This is a genomic window from Paenibacillus sp. DMB20, assembly GCF_000987955.1.
Classification (GTDB): domain Bacteria; phylum Bacillota; class Bacilli; order Paenibacillales; family Paenibacillaceae; genus Paenibacillus_AQ.
On sequence record NZ_LAZU01000021.1, the window covers coordinates 434,223 to 450,299 of the forward strand.

The window sequence follows — 16,077 nt, forward strand, 5'->3', positions numbered from 1 at the left end:
GGAGGGGACCGGCATGCTGTCGGAATATAAAGAAGTCTTTATGGAGGAGCTTGACGAGCAGCTTCAGCTGATGGACGACGAAATTTTAAAGCTTGAGCAGGAAGGCGACAAGGGCAGTGCGATTCAAAGCCTGTTCCGCGCAGCTCACACCCTGAAGGGGTCGTCCGCCGCGATGGGCTTTGAATCCATGAAGCTGCTGACCCATGAGATGGAGCATCTTCTTGATCAGGTCCGCAGCGGTAAGCTGGACGTGACCGCATCATTGATCGACCTCCTGTTTCAAGCGCTGGATAATTTGAAGCTGCTGAAACTCGAAATTGCGGAGGGGGGAAGCCAGACCGACATATCGGGCTGCGTGGAGGAGATTCGGCAATTTGGCAGCCGAACGCCCCTGGCCGAAGCGGCGTCGGAGCCGGAGCCTGAAACGGGAACGATTGAAGTCCCGGCCGTACCGAAACCGAAGCTGAGCATGGCTGACCGGCTAAAGGTGGCGGAATGCCTGGAACAGCGGCTTCAGGTGAACTGGGTCCTGCTCCGGATATCCGAATCCTGCGTTATTAAAGGAGCCCGGGCTTACGTCATACAAGCCGCTCTTGCCGAAGCGGGAGAGATTCTTTATGCGTCGCCCGATCCCGCAGATCTGGACGAGTATATGGAGGGGACGGTGGAACTGGCGCTCCTTTTTGCGGGCATGTTGGATGCGGAGCAGCTTCGGGCATTTGTCTCCGGTTTGATGGATGTGGAGGCCGCCACCGTAGAGCCGGTTCGATCCGAGGAAACCGCGATTTTGGCGACAGCCGCGCCAAGCCGGACGAAGGATTCGGAGGCGGCCACCGTTTTGTTTCCGGAGCCGTCTCTGGAACAATCTCCGGCCGTCCGGTCCAAATCCCAGACGATCCGCGTCAGCGTCGAGCGCATGGAACATCTCATGAATCTGGTAGGGGAACTGGTCATCGATCAGACCCGGATCCATCAAGTGGAACAGATCCAAAGAAGGCGCTTTTCCGATGAATCCGTATCGGAGCTTGCCCACATCTCCGACCATCTGTCGCGGGTAATCAGCGACCTGCAGGACAGTGTCATGAAAGCGAGAATGCTGCCGATCGAACAGCTGTTTAACCGTTTCCCGCGCATGGTCCGGGACTTGAGCCGGGATCTTGGCAAGGAAATCGAGCTGATTGTCGAGGGCAAGGACACGGAGCTGGACCGAACGCTGATTGAGGAAATCAGCGATCCGCTCATTCACCTGATCCGAAATGCGGTGGATCACGGAATCGAGACGCCGGAAATCAGGTCTGCTTCAGGCAAACCCCGGAATGGAAGCCTGGTCATCCGGGCAGCCCACGAGGATAATCAGGTGGTCATCTATGTCAGGGACGACGGGGCCGGAATAGATCCGGCCAAGATGAGGGCTTCCGCCGTGTCCAAAGGAATGCTGACGCAAGAGGAAGCCGAGCTGTTATCCGACAGGGAAGCGGTCGGGCTCATTTTTCATCCGGGCTTTTCGACGGCCCGGGTTGTCAGCGACGTTTCGGGTCGAGGCGTCGGAATGGACATCGTCAAGAGCCATATCGAGAAGCTCAACGGGTTGATCGATACGGATACCGAGCCGGGGCAGGGCACGCAGTTTAAAATTAAGCTGCCGCTGACGCTTGCCATTATCGAGGGATTGCTTGTCAAGCTTGCAGGTCAGACCTATATCATACCGATGAGCAATATCGCGGAAATCGTAAGAATTCAGGCGGAGCAGCTTATCACCCTTCGGGGTAAACCGGTGATTATGCTTCGGGATCAGATCATTCCGGTCACTTGGATACAGGATCACTTTCAAGTGCAGGGCGGGGAGCATGCCAAAAAGCATCTGTCGCTTGTTATCGTAGGTTCGGCGGAAAAGCGTATGGCGCTGGTAGTGGATGAGCTGATCGGGAACCAGGAGATTGTCATTAAATCGCTCGGCCAATATGTCGGCAAGGTTTCGGGCATTGCGGGCGGGACGATTCTGGGTGACGGCAGGGTGGCTTTGATCCTCGAAATCTCGGCATTAATTCAGAAGCTGAGCGGAAAGCAGTGATCGGATATGAAGTTTCATGTTTGCGAAAATGTTTAACAAAAAGGAAGATTGCCAGTTATGGGACCGATAAAAGTGCTAGTCGTTGATGATTCGCTGTTTATGCGCAAGTTCATTGTCAGGCTGGCGGAGGAAGACGAATCCATTCAGGTGATCGGGACTGCCCGGAACGGAGCAGAGGGAGTTAGAATGGTCAAAGAACTCAGGCCCGATATTGTCACCATGGATGTGGAAATGCCTGAAATGAACGGCCTTGAGGCACTTGCCAAAATCATGGAGGAACTGCCGACAAGAGTCATAATGCTGAGTTCCCTGACCCGGGAAGGCGCTGACGTAACCATTAAGGCGCTGCAAAGCGGTGCGGTTGATTTTATAGCCAAACCTGATTCCTATGCCGATTTCGCGGAAGCCCGCAACGAGATCATCGGCAAAATAAAAACAGCCGCCCGGACGCCGCTGTCCATACTGATCTCTGCCCGACGGAGCTTGAACAGGGCTGCCCGGCGGGAAACCCCGCTGAAGCCGGCCGGAGGCTTGAAGCCGTTCAGTCAGATCGTGGCGGTCGGTACTTCCACCGGCGGGCCCAAAGCGCTGGAAACCGTCCTGGGAGGATTTCCGGAAGATATTCCTTTTCCCGTGCTGGTCGTACAGCACATGCCGCCAAGATTCACGGCTTCGCTTGCGGAACGGCTGAATCAGGTCTGCCGGATATCGGTTGCGGAAGCAAAGGACGGCCAGCTGCTTCAGGGAGGAACAGCCTATATTGCACCCGGCGGATTCCATATGACCGTGGCCATGAAGCGGGGAGAATATCGGATCGCCCTTCATCAGGAAGAGCCACAAAACCGTCACCGTCCTTCGGTCGACGTGTTGTTTCACTCCGTTACTGAGCTTTCCGGTTTAAAAAGGCATTTTGTCCTGATGACGGGGATGGGAAGCGACGGCGCCAAAGGAATGGCATACGCCAAACGTCACGGGGCCTCATCCACGATTGCCGAGGCGCAGGAGACCTGCGTAGTTTTCGGCATGCCCCGAACGGCTATCGAGCTGAACTGCGTTGACCATGTGCTGCCGGTGACCGTCATAGCCGCCAAGATCAGGCAGCTGACGAGTGTGTGAGCTGCGAAAACAATATGTGTGAAATAAATAATATGCAATAAAACTCCCTGCGGGTCGTGACCTGGAGGGAGTTTTATTGCATATATCCTATGAAATCCGCGTCAGCCTTGAACCGGTGCGGCGAGTTGACCTAGCGCGCGGTTGTAGCTGGGGAATGGATTCGCTGGTTAACTAAAATATGGTTGCGAACAAATAATCGGTCCACTACAATAAGGTTCAATGATAATGATTATCAATTTCAAGTGTATGAAAGAAAGGGAGCGGGTATTACCTATGAGTCAAGTGGACCCTTTGGCAAATATGGTGGATATATCGGATATGCGTCTGATTTCACTGTCGGAAGGACGGCGGTGCAGCTGTGAAAAGGAGCACGAGTTGGTGTATATGCTGGAAGGTAAGGCAGCCCTTTGTTCCTCGTTGTTCGAAGGGATAATAAGTGAAGGGGATATGGTGATGATTCCGGCCGGGTCGGGCGAGTACATCATGACCCCGGTTACGGAACCGACATCGGCTTATTATGTGCAGTTTGCTTCAGCGGTCGTGTCCAGGGCCGCCGGAAGCTGGAATGTAAAGGATGCCTTACCTGCAATGCGCGGCATGGCAAGAATCCGGCCGATATCCCTTCTCCGCCATCGATTGGAGCAGCTGCATCGGCAGTGGCTGAAGCAGCAAAGCTACAGCACGAAGCTGCACATCGCTTGGTTAGAGCTGTGGGATGCCATATCGAACGGGGCCATGGGGGAAGAGGCCAGTCTGGATTCGTTAATTCAATCGATTATCCGTCATATGGATATTCATTTTATGGAACCGTTTCAGGTTGAGGATATGGCACGGTATTCCGGAGTTACTCCGACGATATTTTTCAAACGGTTCAAGGAGTGCACATCTTTGAGTCCGCTGCAGTATTTAACCCGTAATCGGCTGGAGAAGGCTCGGCGTATGCTCGTGGAAGATGTGGTTAATATTCGCGAGGTCGCAAGCGGGGTAGGGTATCAGGATGTACAGTATTTTAGCCGTATGTTCAAGAAGATGGTCGGTTTGCCGCCCTACCGGTATCACCAAATGCTGCGAAGGAAGGTCGCGGTGCTGAGCCCACCGATGTTCGATAATCTTCTGGCTCTCGGTTTGCCGCGGGAGAAGCTGATTCCGTTCTGGAATAGAAGCGAGCAGAAGAACCCGTACAAACAGTTAGAGACCAATGGGATGGAATTACAGTGGTTGCGGAGAGTACAGCCTGAGATGATTATAGGCACGGACGGTTCGGAACAGATGTACGATCAACTGGCCGAGATTGCGCCGACCAGACTGATCGCGTTTAAGCCTTACTCGTGGCGGGAGCATCTGCGTGAGCTGGCGGCGATTCTGAATGCTGGTGAAGTGGCGGAATACTGGCTTTATTATTATGAGCAAAAAGCCGCTGCCGTCCGTGAACGGATCCATAGGCGGCTTGGAGAACAAACGGTGCTGGCAGCTTCGGTAAACGATCAGGGAATCCGGATTTTCGGAATGAAACGCCGCAAAATCGGACGGCTGCTGTACGGCGATTTGCAGATGAATGCTCCAAAAGGAACGGAAGAGTTCGCTTTTACCGATGTAAAAAGCTTGGCCGATTTAAATGATTTCAAGGCGGATCATATATTGCTGTTTCAGGATCGGCCGCTTCGAGCTAGAGTCCAGGTACCTGTTGGCGGCCATGTACACCATGCCGGCATCAATCCGTGGCTTCATTACTCAGCGCTTGGGCACGAAAAATCGATCGAGCATGCGTTGCAATATTTTGCATAGGAACGACAATCTGTTGAACGATTCAAAGGAATGTACATTCAAAAAATCAGGATTTGCTATTTATAAGAAATATCAGGTTCAGTACTATTACAAATGATAATGATAATCAATACCAGTTTTGAGTTGTTGGATGGAAGGGGAATTGAAATGGCAGCAGCTTTTCATACAGCCGATACCCGGGGGGGAGCGTACGGACAGGAATATGTGATCCTAATGGATACCATCTTGTATGATTTCCCTGCTGATCAACAATGGACCGTAACGACTTGTACGTGCAACGGAGGAAGCTTGCTCTTATGCAAACATCACTGACCAAGATAGAGAAAACAACATCGATTCGAACCCGGCCGTGGGCAGCCACGATGATTATTGCTGTCGGACTGGCCGCCATCGTAATGGGCATAGTGGCATCTATACTGACGGGTGTAGCCAATATTACATTCGATACGATTTGGACTTCGCTCATCGATTACGATCCAAGCAACGACCACCATGCAATAATTCGGGAACTGCGAATGCCTCGTGCGTTGGCCGGCGTGTTGGCAGGATCTGCGTTCGCTGTAGCAGGAGCCATTATGCAGGGGATGACGCGGAATCCAATTGCGGATACCGGCCTGCTGGGCATTAATTCGGGGGCGGGTCTCGTACTGGTTCTCGTCTTTGCGTTTGTTCCATGGCTGCCCTTCGAATATATCATCCTGTTTTCCTTTATTGGTGCGGGTTTTGGTGCTCTGCTTGTATACGGAATTGCATTCATGTCCAGAGGCGGGTTGTCTCCATTGAAGCTGGTGCTGGCTGGAGCAGTTGTTGGATCGCTTACCTCCGGGATCAGCCAGGCGTTGTCGCTGCTTTTCCAGATCAATTACGATTTGGCGTTCTGGTCTGCAGGAGGCATCTCCACCGCGGAATGGTTTCAGGTGTCGGTCATGATGCCATGGATTATAGCAGGACTTCTCACAGCCATGGTCATTTCACGTTCTATCACGGTGCTCAGCCTGGGAGAGGATGTGGCGGCAGGGCTCGGACAGCGGACGAGGCTGATTAAAGGAATCGGCACCATCGTTGTCATGATCCTGGCCGGTGCATCCGTATCCACCGTAGGCGGCGTTGGATTCATCGGCTTGATCGTGCCGCATATGGTCCGTTATGTGGTCGGCGTCGACTATCGCTGGATCATTCCTTGCTCTGCCATTGTGGGCGGGATACTGGTTCTATTCGCGGACATCGCGGCCAAGCTGATCGCTGCGCCTTATGAGACTCCGCTCGGGGCAATCATTGCCGTGATGGGCGTTCCCTTCTTTCTGTATTTGGCACGCAGGGAAAGGAGAGAGCTGTAATGATTTCAGACTTGTTCGGGCTAAGCCGCAAAAACCGCAGCATCAAAATTATCATTCTGTTCGGCGTGCTGCTTTTAATTGGCTTTATGATCAGCCTGAATATCGGCCGTTACAGCATTTCTCCAGCCGAGGTGCTGCAAACCCTGCTTGGTAACGGGTCCAAAAAGCAAAACATCGTGCTCTATGATCTTCGCCTCCCCCGCATGATTATAGCCGTATTAATGGGGGCGGGACTGGCTGTATCCGGCGCGGTCTTACAGGGCATCTCGCGCAACGGGCTGTCGGACCCAGGCATTCTGGGCATCAGTTCCGGTGCAGGCTTGGCCGTGCTATTGTTCGTATCCTTTTATCCGGCGAACAGTGAGGCACCGCCGTTCCTTATGCCGTTTCTTGCCCTGGTTGGGGCGGGGGCGACGGCAGTCCTCATCTATGTTCTTTCGTACAAGAAGGGTCAAGGAATCTCGCCGACACGCTTGCTGCTTACAGGTATAGCCGTAGGAGCAGGACTCAGCGCAGTCAGCATTATACTGACATTGCAACTGAATCCGCGTAATCTGGAGTTTGTTGTTACCTGGCAGATGGGATCGCTATGGGGGTCGAATTGGAAATTTGTCCTTGCCCTTATCCCCTGGATACTCATTTTGCTGCCTTATGTATATTGGAAGTCAAGAGTGCTGAACATGCTCAGCATGAATGAACACATTGCCGAGAGCCTGGGCGTATCGATCAATAAGGAGCGGCTGCTTCTGCTGGGGGCTGCGGTAGGCCTAGCGGCCTCCAGTGTCGCAATTGGCGGAGGCATCGGCTTTGTAGGGCTGCTGGGACCTCATATCGCTCGTCGTCTGGTCGGTCCCCAACATCAATATATGCTGCCGATCACGGCTGGAGTGGGGGCACTGCTGGTGTTGATCGGTGATACGGTCGGCCGCAGCTTTATGGAATTCACGGAGGTGCCTGCCGGGGTGGTCATCTCACTGCTCGGGGGCCCGTACTTTATTTATCTGCTTATGCGCAACAGAGCATAGTCTTTAATCATACATTTTGGAGGGGAAACATGTTAATCCATAAAAGAAAAATGATGCTTGTCATGCTCCTGATCCTTGCGTTTGCCCTTGCGGCTTGCGGTAATAACGGACAGAAGACAGCGGAATCAAATACGGGGGACACTGCAGCGGGGACTAAGGCAGAAGAGCCTTCCGCAGAAGTACCGTTTGCTGGGAATAAGCAGTCAGCCTCGCAGTTTCCGCGTACGATCCAGCATGTGAAGGGGGAACTTACGCTGGAAAACGCCCCCCAAAAAATCGCGAGCGTTGATATTATGGCAACCGATTACCTGCTTGTGCTTGATATTGCACCGGTCGTATCGGAAGGTTTTAGTACCAAGGACAGATCCCCGATCTTTGGCCAATACGCGAAAGGGAAAGAGGTCGTCGATTTGGGAGGCAAAACCAATCTGGAGACGCTGCTTGAGATGGAACCGGACCTTATTGTCATGAGCAGCACAAGCACGAACAAAGTGGAGCGCTTCGATGAATTTAACAAAATGGCGGATAGCGTTGTCATCGACTTCTCGCTGGATGCTCCTTCAAGGCTGAGAAAATTCGCCGAGCTTGTCGGCAAGGAAGAGAAGGCTGAGGAAGTGATAGCATACTTCAATCAGCTGAAAGAAGAGGCAAGAACAGTGGCGGCGAAGCACAACAATGAGACCGTTCTGTTTCTGATCTCGAACGGCAAGGATTTCACGGTCATCCATCCGACCAACTTCCCGATCTTTTATGAGGAAATCGGACTGACACCGGTTCCCGGACTGCCTGAAGAAGGTAAAATCGGTGGCCGGATTGGAATAGAGGCATTAAGTGAGTTTGCGCCGGACCATATCTTCATCGCGGAAAACCGCCGCCAAATGGACCCCGCGAATCCGCAGGGATTGATCAATATTTGGACTGAAAACGCGGTATGGAACAATTTGGAGGCCGTGAAGAACAACCAGGTATATTCGGTGGATACACTTGTCGGCGACACGTTCTTCCTGGGACAAGTCGCGGGCCTGAAAGCCATTAAAGAACATTTGGGCAGGGAATAGGCAGATCCACTAAAGAGAACTATTAGCACTGTGGTGGGAACAGAGTAGATTGGAACCGGCGCTTGAACTGTCCGCAGCGGAATGGAGGAGCACGAATGATTATAACGAAAGAGCTGACCATTGGCTATGACGACCGTATCATCGTAGAACAGTTGAACTTAAACATTCCGGAGAAAAAGATGACAGCGCTGGTCGGGGCAAACGGTTCCGGCAAATCGACGATCCTAAAAGCTATGGCGCGTTTGCTGAAGCCGAAGCAGGGTGTCGTGTATTTGGACGGGAAAGCCATTCATGAGCAGAAAACCAAGGATGTGGCAAAACAGCTTGCGGTACTGCCGCAAAATCCGACAGCTCCCGATGGTCTAACGGTAGAGGAGCTTGTCGCTTACGGCAGGTTTCCTCATCAGTCCGGCTTCGGAAATTTAACGTTAGAGGATAAGGAGATGGTCTCCTGGGCGATTGAGGTCACCAATCTGGAACAATTCATCCATCGCCCGGTAGACATGCTATCCGGTGGGCAGCGGCAACGGGCCTGGATCGCCATGGCGCTTGCCCAGCAAACACCGGTGTTGTTCCTGGACGAGCCGACCACGTTCCTGGATATGGCCCACCAGCTGGAGGTGCTCCAGTTACTTAAAAAGCTGAACGAGGAAGAGCAGCGGACCATAGTCATGGTCGTTCACGACTTGAACCATGCCAGCCGGTTTGCACATCATATTGTGGCGATCAAGTCCGGACAGATGATCAAACAAGGAAGTCCGTTGGAAGTGATGACATCCGGCGTACTGCAGACTGTATTCGGCATTAAAAGCGATATCATCCTTGATCCGCGGAATGGGCAGCCGCTGTGCTTGCCTTATGAGCTGGCAGTAGAAGAAGGATGGCGACTTAGAACATAGGGAGGAATTACAATGGGCATGGATACAACTGTTTTGCCTATAGCCAAGGTAATTCAGGAGCGCAGAACGATCAAGAAATTCAAGCCTGATCCGGTAGCGGAGGGTCTGCTGCTGGAACTCCTAAATACGGCGGCATGGGCACCGAATCATGGGATGCGTGAGCCTTGGAGGTTCACCTTGTTCGTAGATGAAGGCAAGCAGCTGTTGGTCAAGGCCATTTCCGACAATGCAAGAAAACCGAAAGACCCTGCAAGGCTACTCAGTGTTCCGGCGTATATCGCCGTCATGATCCAGGAGGATGAACGGCAGCGGGAATTCGAGGAGGATATGCTGGCCGCAGGTACCTTTGTGCAAAATTTCCAGCTGGCGGCATGGGAGCGTGGAGTCGGGGTCAAATGGCTGACCGAGCCTTTTACATACAAACCTGAATTCAGAGCCAGCATTGGGGTTCAACCTCGTGAGAAACTGGTCGGACTGCTGCAGGTTGGTTATCCGGAAGAAGTGCCTGCAGGTAGACCGAGAACACCGGTAGAGGAGAAGTTGACGATTATTCGGGATTTTTCTCAGCAGTAAGAGAATATCTTCCAAAGCCGTGATATAATACTTCTGTGATCATTTCCGCTTCGTCACGGTTAAAGGGTATAATGAAGAAGAGTTAGGTATCGGATTTACACAACCTTACGGCTGCGGCTGTAAGGTTGTTTTTGGGCTTGACGAATCTATCGAAACAGAAGCCGCTGATAACTACAAACATGGGGGATGGGAAAATGAAGCCGGTTATATTAGACGTGGATACAGGAATTGACGATGCGCTAGCCATTATTTACGCAGCGAAATCGCCGGAATTGAAGCTGATCGGGCTGACGACCTGTTTCGGCAACATCCCGGTCGAGGACGCAACGAGAAATTCGCTGCTGCTCGCCGAGATGCTGGGATACGAGGTGCCGGTCATTCCGGGAGCGGATAAGCCGCTGGAAAGAGACCTGAAAGGTTATGCCACCAGGGTCCATGGACATAACGGATTGGGCAATACAACGGTCTCTTTTAAGGCAAGTCGGCAGGCCCATCAAGCGCATGCCGCCGATTTCATGATTGAAGCTGTTCGCAGTCAGCCGCACCAAATCACGCTCATTATGGTAGGACCGCTGACCAATCTGGCCCTGGCTATCCAAAAGGATCCGGAAATCGTAAACCTGGTTGACCGGGTCGTGGTGATGGGCGGTGCGGTACGCTGCCGGGGCAACGTGACGCCCAAGGCGGAGGCGAATATTCATGCCGATCCCGAAGCGGCCCAGTACGTATTTCAGTCCGGCATCCCGCTGACGCTGGTCGGACTCGACGTTACGATGAAAACGCTTCTGGCGCGGAATCATCTGAAGGAATGGGAAGGGCTCGGGAACGAAATGTCAAGGATGTTTGCGGAGATGACCCATTTCTATATGGATGTATACGAAGAATTCTACCCCGGCATCGGCGGCTGTGCCCTGCATGATCCGCTGGCGGTCGGCGTCGTGGTCCGTCCGGAATTCGTGAAGACGCTGCCGCTTAGCGTGGAGGTTATCACTTCCGGCGATGCGGAGGGGCAAACGTTTGAGATTCCGGATGGGGAGCCCAATATCGACGTATGCGTCGAGGTCGACGAGAAGGCCTTTCTGGAGCATTTTTTAAACAGGGTTATGTCGGGATTGCAAGCCGCTTCGGCGTGAGGTAAGGATTCTCTGTCGGGTAATTATAATAAAGGAATGATTCATATCATATTTCTTCATTAATATGGGCTGTCCCAAATATTGAACTGCACCCCAATTGCTAGGCACGACTAACAATTGGAGGTGCAGTTTTTGAGTCTTTTGAAAGATCGATGGCGGCCTCTTTTGGCGTTTGCCGGTCGGAATGGCGTTTTTCTTGCAAAAAAAGCGGGTATTCTTCTATTTGGAGGGTGTCAGCAGGCCAATGAATATAATATAATAGTGGCGCAATCGTTTAAAAAGGGTAAAATATTATAATGTTGGAAAGTAGTTACATAAAAGGGGTGCTAAAGCCATGATAATCGGGGTTCCAAAGGAAATCAAAAACAATGAAAACCGCGTAGGCATGACGCCGGGGACAGTTCTCAGTTACAAGAACGGCGGTCATGAGGTGCTCGTGGAAAGCGGTGCGGGTCAAGGCATCGGGTTCAATGACGAAGATTACATAGCTTCCGGCGCCAAAATTGTCCACTCGGCCCAAGAGGCCTGGTCCGCAGACATGGTAGTTAAGGTGAAGGAGCCGCTGCCAGAGGAATACCGGTATTTCCGGGAAGGGCAAATCCTGTATACGTATTTGCATCTTGCGCCGGAAGCGGCGCTGACCAAGGCTCTTGTCGATGCCAAGGTAACGGCGGTGGCCTATGAAACGATTCAGCTGGATGACGGCAGTCTGCCCCTGCTAACGCCGATGAGCGAGGTGGCCGGGCGGATGTCGATCCAGATCGGCGCACACTTCCTGGAAAAAGCCCATGGCGGCAAAGGCGTGCTTCTGAGCGGCGTTCCGGGTGTTGCGCCGGCGAAGGTGGCCGTTATCGGCGGCGGCATCGTCGGCACGAATGCGGCACGGATTGCGCTCGGCATGGGGGCGGACGTCAGCATTTTGGACATCAATCCGAACCGGCTGCGCCAGCTTGACGACATGTTCCAGGGCAGAATCAAGACCATCATGTCCGACTCATTCCATATTGCCGAGACGGTGAAGCAGGCGGACCTGGTTGTGGGTGCCGTGCTGATTCCGGGCGCACGCGCTCCGCGGCTGGTAACCGAGGAGATGGTGAAACAGATGGCAGCGGGATCCGTTATTGTGGATGTGGCGATAGACCAGGGAGGTTCCATCGAGACGATCGACCGCATTACGACGCATGATAATCCGACTTATGAAAAGTTCGGCGTTATTCATTATGCGGTGGCCAATATGCCGGGCGCGGTTGCCCGCACCTCGACGATCGCGTTAACGAATGCCACGACGCCATATGGCCTGAAAATAGCGAATCAAGGGGTCGTGCAGGCTGCTTTGAACAACAGAGCCCTTGCCAAAGGAATCAATGTGATCGGCGGCAAAGTCACTTACAAAGCTGTAGCGGAGGCCCATGGCTATGAACATGCGGCTGTAGAAACCTGTTTGGCCGGGAATGCCGCAAACTCTGCGTAAGCACCGAGCAAATCATCCGGTTAACGATAGCGGTGAGCATCCGGGAATGAAGGATGATCGGGCGGCGGCAATCGAACGCACGGCAGTTGCCCGTAAAATCCTTGGCGAGATCCGGGAAGCGGATTATCCGCAGAGATTTTCATTCGTGCGTAAAGGACTGCAGCACCAAAAAACCGTCTTCGGGAAGACGGTTTTTTGGCGTTTCGCAAAGCTACATGTAAGTATCGTAATCCGGCCCGCCGTTATCTTCATCCGTCACCGCCTGAATTTCCTCCGGGCCGATGATCATGTAACCGTAGCCTTCCTCTTCATGTTTTTTCAAAGCGCGTTCCTTCATGAATCTCGGGCTTGCCTCGCCGGCATCCTCGTCGTAAACGAGCAGAATTCCGTCGCTTTTCCGCAGCAGCAGCTCGTCCCTGGCTTTAAACTGCCAGCTCCCCTGGTAGCTTTCCTTGCTGACGGGTGCGCAGAAATCCACGTCTTTCAGGATTTGGCGGTAATATTCCTTTTTTTCGTCGTTCCATTGCTCCTCCGGATGGGCGTAGGCCGTGATAATGGAACATTTCAGCTGCGGGTATTGCGGTTTTAACGAAATGGCAGCCTCGCAGGCCCACAGATCTACTCCGTATTGTCCCGGGGTGAGAACCCATTCGAGTCCTTCTTCAAGCAGCGGGACCAGGCGGGACTCGATCGCTTTTCGAATATAGGGGATGCCCTTGTGTTTATTATTGTAAATGCCGAGCTCATGGGCTCTGTAACCGGTGATGAGGAGATTTTTCAATCAAACACGCTCCTTATTCAGCTTATCATCAGTGTAATGTCAAGGTACCTGAAGAAGCAAGGATTGTTCATAAATATGAAATTTTAAATTATAACTTTATCCTTTTGACAGGCTTGGAAGATATTTTATAAAATAGTTTTCGGTTAGGCGTTACAGCCTTTACCAATTCATGAAATAGGAATACATATTTCTTAGGAGGAACTTGTTTTGAAAAAATGGACAGCAGGACTACTTAGCGTAATTTTGGTAATGGGGATCACGGCTTGCAGCAAAGACAAAGAGGCCGAGAAAGCAACAACTCCTCCTGCAGCGGAGCAGCCGGCTGCGGGTAAAACGGACGAAACGAAAGCGGAAGCACCGAAAGAAGCTGCCGTCCCTTCAGCGGATGAATTAATCCAGAAATCGGCTGAGGCAAGCCAGAAGATGAAAAGTTTCTCCATGGATTCCGATATTAAGCAGAACATCGTGATCAGCGCCGGGGAAAGCAAACAGGAACAAAAAGTGAACATTTCCATGAAAATCGATACCACGTTGGATCCAATGGAAATGTATCAGGAAATGAAAATGGAGATGCCGGGCCAAGGAACGCAGGACATCAAGCAATACATTACGCAAAAGGGCATCTACTCCCAGGTTGGCGGCCAATGGGTTCAGATTCCCAAGGAGCAGGAGCAGCAAATTCTTGACGGCATGAAGATGACCACCCAAGGACCGGAAAAACAGCTGGAGCAGTTTAAAACCATATCCAAAGACGCCAAGGTAAGCGAAGAAGGCGATCAGTATATCCTGACGGCGGACGTTTCCGGCGACAACCTGAAGGAGCTGGCGAAGACCTACATGGGCCAGGCCGGCGGCGAAGCTGCGGCGATGCTGGAGCAGATGAATATCAAAAGCATGAAGATTACGCTTGGCGTAAACAAGGAAACGTATTTTCCAACCAAGACCGATATGAACATGGTCATGGAAATGGAACAGGAAGGACAGAAGGTCTCTCTTGAAATGGAGATGACCAGCGGGCTTTCCAAGCATAACGAAATCGCTAAGATCGAAGTGCCGAAAGAAGCGCTTGACGGCGCGAAAGCCGGCAAGTAAGCCAAAATACGAACAAGCATAAGACGCCGTCGTCCTTTCCGAAGGACGACGGCGTTTTTGGCGGTAAGATACCGCCGATGTTTACGGCATCGGCGGTATTTGCGTTGATCAAGAACTCTACGGTTCCACCTTTACGATCACGCTTCCGAAGAGCCTTCCGTTTATGCTCACCATCAGCCTCCACAGGCCGGAGGATGGCAGGGTCATGGAGGTGGGATGGGAGGCATCCGATCCGTTGAGTTTTCCCGGATGAAGGGAAGCTTCGAACACGCTGATGATCTCGGCGGTATCCTTTTTAACGGCGGTTATGACGAACTCCCCGTTCAGCTCCTCGTCTCTGCCCCAGAAATGCCACATGTATTTGTTCGGCCGGTTGGCACGAAAACCCGGATTGATAAACCCGAGCCGGTCCTGAACGCCTGTCATCGTATAGGATGACGACCGGAAGTCCGGACTCGGCTCCCAGGGGCCGTCAGGCACGTCGGCCACTACATGGCCGAACGAAGCACCGCCGATGGTCACGTCAAACCTCCACAGTCCCGCCAATGGAAGTGCGAGCCGGGATGTTACGCGGGTAAAATCATCATATCCCATCTCCTTCGTTATTTTCGTAGGAGGAAGCTCCTCAATCTCCATCCCGGTACCTTGATGGATAGCTCTAATACGAATGGTCTGTCCTAAGAGCTCATTCACGGGAGCGTATAAATTCCACCAGCTGCCTGCCGGGGCGCCGGCGGCGTAGTCGCCGCCGGGAACCATTTGAAGCTTGGGGGCCCCATCCTCCGCACGAAATTCCAGGCGTGGCATCCAATCGACTGCAAGGGCTGCAGGCTTCGCTATGTGTGCTTCATTGCTTTTCCATGTCGGCAAGGGAGCCGCAAGCCAAACTCCCGCTAGCAGAACGGCGCTTCCCAGGACCGCGGCAGCTGCCCGAATGAACAGCTTGCGACGGTTGCGGGGGCTCCGGTTGGAACGCTCAAGGACGGCAGCGGCCATCTCTTTCGTAAAAGCGGATTTATCGAACGGCTGGGATTGGAGTTTTCGGGTCCAATCCGGTTCATTTGCTTTGCTCATCATCTTCATCTCCTTTCAGCAGGGCTTCCATTCGTTTTCTTGCCCGATGGAGCCGCGATTTCACGGTGCCTTCGGAAATTCCCAGGAGGGAGGCGGTTTCGGAACGCGGAAGCTGGTAATGAAATTCGAGGACCAGCACTTCCCTGAATTTGACGGGCAGGCTCATGACATGCTGCCAAATCCGGGATATTTCCTGTTTTCCGATCGCTTCCATTTCAGCCGAACGCTCGCTCCGGGCAAACGCTGGCATGCCGATGAGAGTTACTTTTTTGATGAACGAAGACCTGAGATAATTCATGGACAGATTGCGCGTGATGGCGAACAGCCAGGTTTTGACGGAACTGCGCCCCTCGAATTGGCGAAGGCTTACAAGTGCTTTGAGAAAAACGTCCTGACTGATGTCATCCGCAGCATCCCGGCGTTTGGTCAAATAATAGGCATAATTCCAAACATCCTGCCCGTAGGCCTCCATCCATTCCATCAGGATCGAACTTGGATGGTCTGCCGTCATCCGGTTAAGCGGACTTTCCAGTTCCAATATCATCACCTCTAATCATTAGACAACCGGACCACGGTTTGGTTCCCGGAACCGCTCCCCCGACAGCCGAAACCTTCCGGTTAAGTTATAATAAGGGGAAGGCGGCTTTTCAAAAATTGCGTTC

The 16,077-nt window shown here is 52.6% G+C and carries 15 protein-coding genes; 12 read left to right on the forward strand and 3 right to left on the reverse strand.

What is annotated here, in order from left to right; all coding sequences use genetic code 11:
* Positions 1–13: 13 nt before the first annotated feature.
* From XI25_RS09190 to ald, 11 genes are all read left to right on the forward strand, one after another.
* The gene (locus tag XI25_RS09190; protein WP_046678291.1) at positions 14–2,071 is read left to right on the forward strand and encodes a chemotaxis protein CheA; all 2,058 of its coding nucleotides are present in this window, start codon (positions 14–16) and stop codon (positions 2,069–2,071) included.
* A 57-nt stretch (positions 2,072–2,128) separates the two neighbouring features.
* Positions 2,129–3,187 carry a protein-glutamate methylesterase/protein-glutamine glutaminase gene (locus XI25_RS09195; RefSeq protein WP_046678292.1) on the forward strand — a complete coding sequence of 353 codons (1,059 nt, stop codon included), beginning with the start codon at positions 2,129–2,131 and terminating at the stop codon, positions 3,185–3,187.
* A 273-nt stretch (positions 3,188–3,460) separates the two neighbouring features.
* A complete protein-coding gene (locus XI25_RS09200; RefSeq protein WP_052759535.1) occupies positions 3,461–4,972 on the forward strand; it encodes a helix-turn-helix domain-containing protein in 1,512 nt (503 codons plus the stop codon).
* Between the two features lie 296 nt (positions 4,973–5,268).
* Positions 5,269–6,309 (forward strand): FecCD family ABC transporter permease, encoded by a 1,041-nt coding sequence (locus XI25_RS09205; RefSeq protein ID WP_046678293.1) that lies wholly within the window; start codon positions 5,269–5,271, stop codon positions 6,307–6,309.
* Positions 6,309–7,334: a FecCD family ABC transporter permease gene (locus XI25_RS09210; protein WP_046678294.1), complete on the forward strand. Its 1,026-nt coding sequence runs from the start codon at positions 6,309–6,311 to the stop codon at positions 7,332–7,334. The genes XI25_RS09205 and XI25_RS09210 overlap by 1 nt, the downstream gene beginning before the upstream one ends.
* Before the next feature lie 29 nt (positions 7,335–7,363).
* Positions 7,364–8,392, forward strand: coding sequence for an ABC transporter substrate-binding protein (locus XI25_RS09215; RefSeq protein ID WP_046678295.1), 1,029 nt, complete (start codon positions 7,364–7,366; stop codon positions 8,390–8,392).
* Positions 8,393–8,487: 95 nt separating this feature from the next.
* Positions 8,488–9,291 (forward strand): ABC transporter ATP-binding protein, encoded by an 804-nt coding sequence (locus XI25_RS09220; RefSeq protein ID WP_046678296.1) that lies wholly within the window; start codon positions 8,488–8,490, stop codon positions 9,289–9,291.
* Between the two features lie 18 nt (positions 9,292–9,309).
* Positions 9,310–9,864 carry a nitroreductase family protein gene (locus tag XI25_RS09225; RefSeq protein ID WP_046678436.1) on the forward strand — a complete coding sequence of 185 codons (555 nt, stop codon included), beginning with the start codon at positions 9,310–9,312 and terminating at the stop codon, positions 9,862–9,864.
* 194 nt (positions 9,865–10,058) lie between these two features.
* Positions 10,059–10,997: a nucleoside hydrolase gene (locus XI25_RS09230; RefSeq protein ID WP_046678297.1), complete on the forward strand. Its 939-nt coding sequence runs from the start codon at positions 10,059–10,061 to the stop codon at positions 10,995–10,997.
* A gap of 132 nt (positions 10,998–11,129) precedes the next feature.
* Positions 11,130–11,294: a hypothetical protein gene (locus tag XI25_RS33320; protein WP_160308899.1), complete on the forward strand. Its 165-nt coding sequence runs from the start codon at positions 11,130–11,132 to the stop codon at positions 11,292–11,294.
* 37 nt (positions 11,295–11,331) lie between these two features.
* Positions 11,332–12,468: an alanine dehydrogenase gene (ald, locus tag XI25_RS09235; protein WP_046678298.1), complete on the forward strand. Its 1,137-nt coding sequence runs from the start codon at positions 11,332–11,334 to the stop codon at positions 12,466–12,468.
* 211 nt (positions 12,469–12,679) lie between these two features.
* On the opposite strand, the gene XI25_RS09240 is transcribed toward ald, so the two are convergent.
* Entirely contained in the window at positions 12,680–13,249 is a 570-nt protein-coding gene (locus XI25_RS09240; protein ID WP_046678299.1) for a DUF1273 domain-containing protein, read from the reverse strand.
* A gap of 207 nt (positions 13,250–13,456) precedes the next feature.
* Between XI25_RS09240 and XI25_RS09245 the strand changes: the two genes are divergently transcribed.
* Positions 13,457–14,341 carry a DUF6612 family protein gene (locus XI25_RS09245; RefSeq protein ID WP_046678300.1) on the forward strand — a complete coding sequence of 295 codons (885 nt, stop codon included), beginning with the start codon at positions 13,457–13,459 and terminating at the stop codon, positions 14,339–14,341.
* Positions 14,342–14,458: 117 nt separating this feature from the next.
* On the opposite strand, the gene XI25_RS09250 is transcribed toward XI25_RS09245, so the two are convergent.
* Together XI25_RS09250 and XI25_RS09255 are read right to left on the reverse strand one after the other, a co-directional pair.
* Entirely contained in the window at positions 14,459–15,418 is a 960-nt protein-coding gene (locus XI25_RS09250; protein ID WP_235439776.1) for a DUF4871 domain-containing protein, read from the reverse strand.
* Entirely contained in the window at positions 15,399–15,953 is a 555-nt protein-coding gene (locus tag XI25_RS09255; protein WP_442950369.1) for a sigma-70 family RNA polymerase sigma factor, read from the reverse strand. Before XI25_RS09255 ends, XI25_RS09250 begins: the two co-directional genes overlap by 20 nt.
* Positions 15,954–16,077: the final 124 nt, after the last annotated feature.

What these genes read in the sequence shown, in the direction of transcription:
- XI25_RS09190 (WP_046678291.1), top strand. Translation starts at nt 14, where the DNA reads ATGCTGTCGGAATATAAAGAAGTCTTTATGGAGGAGCTTGACGAGCAG.
- XI25_RS09195 (WP_046678292.1), top strand. Translation starts at nt 2,129, where the DNA reads ATGGGACCGATAAAAGTGCTAGTCGTTGATGATTCGCTGTTTATGCGC.
- XI25_RS09200 (WP_052759535.1), top strand. Translation starts at nt 3,461, where the DNA reads ATGAGTCAAGTGGACCCTTTGGCAAATATGGTGGATATATCGGATATG.
- XI25_RS09205 (WP_046678293.1), top strand. Translation starts at nt 5,269, where the DNA reads ATGCAAACATCACTGACCAAGATAGAGAAAACAACATCGATTCGAACC.
- XI25_RS09210 (WP_046678294.1), top strand. Translation starts at nt 6,309, where the DNA reads ATGATTTCAGACTTGTTCGGGCTAAGCCGCAAAAACCGCAGCATCAAA.
- XI25_RS09215 (WP_046678295.1), top strand. Translation starts at nt 7,364, where the DNA reads ATGTTAATCCATAAAAGAAAAATGATGCTTGTCATGCTCCTGATCCTT.
- XI25_RS09220 (WP_046678296.1), top strand. Translation starts at nt 8,488, where the DNA reads ATGATTATAACGAAAGAGCTGACCATTGGCTATGACGACCGTATCATC.
- XI25_RS09225 (WP_046678436.1), top strand. Translation starts at nt 9,310, where the DNA reads ATGGATACAACTGTTTTGCCTATAGCCAAGGTAATTCAGGAGCGCAGA.
- XI25_RS09230 (WP_046678297.1), top strand. Translation starts at nt 10,059, where the DNA reads ATGAAGCCGGTTATATTAGACGTGGATACAGGAATTGACGATGCGCTA.
- ald (WP_046678298.1), top strand. Translation starts at nt 11,332, where the DNA reads ATGATAATCGGGGTTCCAAAGGAAATCAAAAACAATGAAAACCGCGTA.
- XI25_RS09250 (WP_235439776.1), bottom strand. Translation starts at nt 15,418, where the DNA reads ATGATGAGCAAAGCAAATGAACCGGATTGGACCCGAAAACTCCAATCC.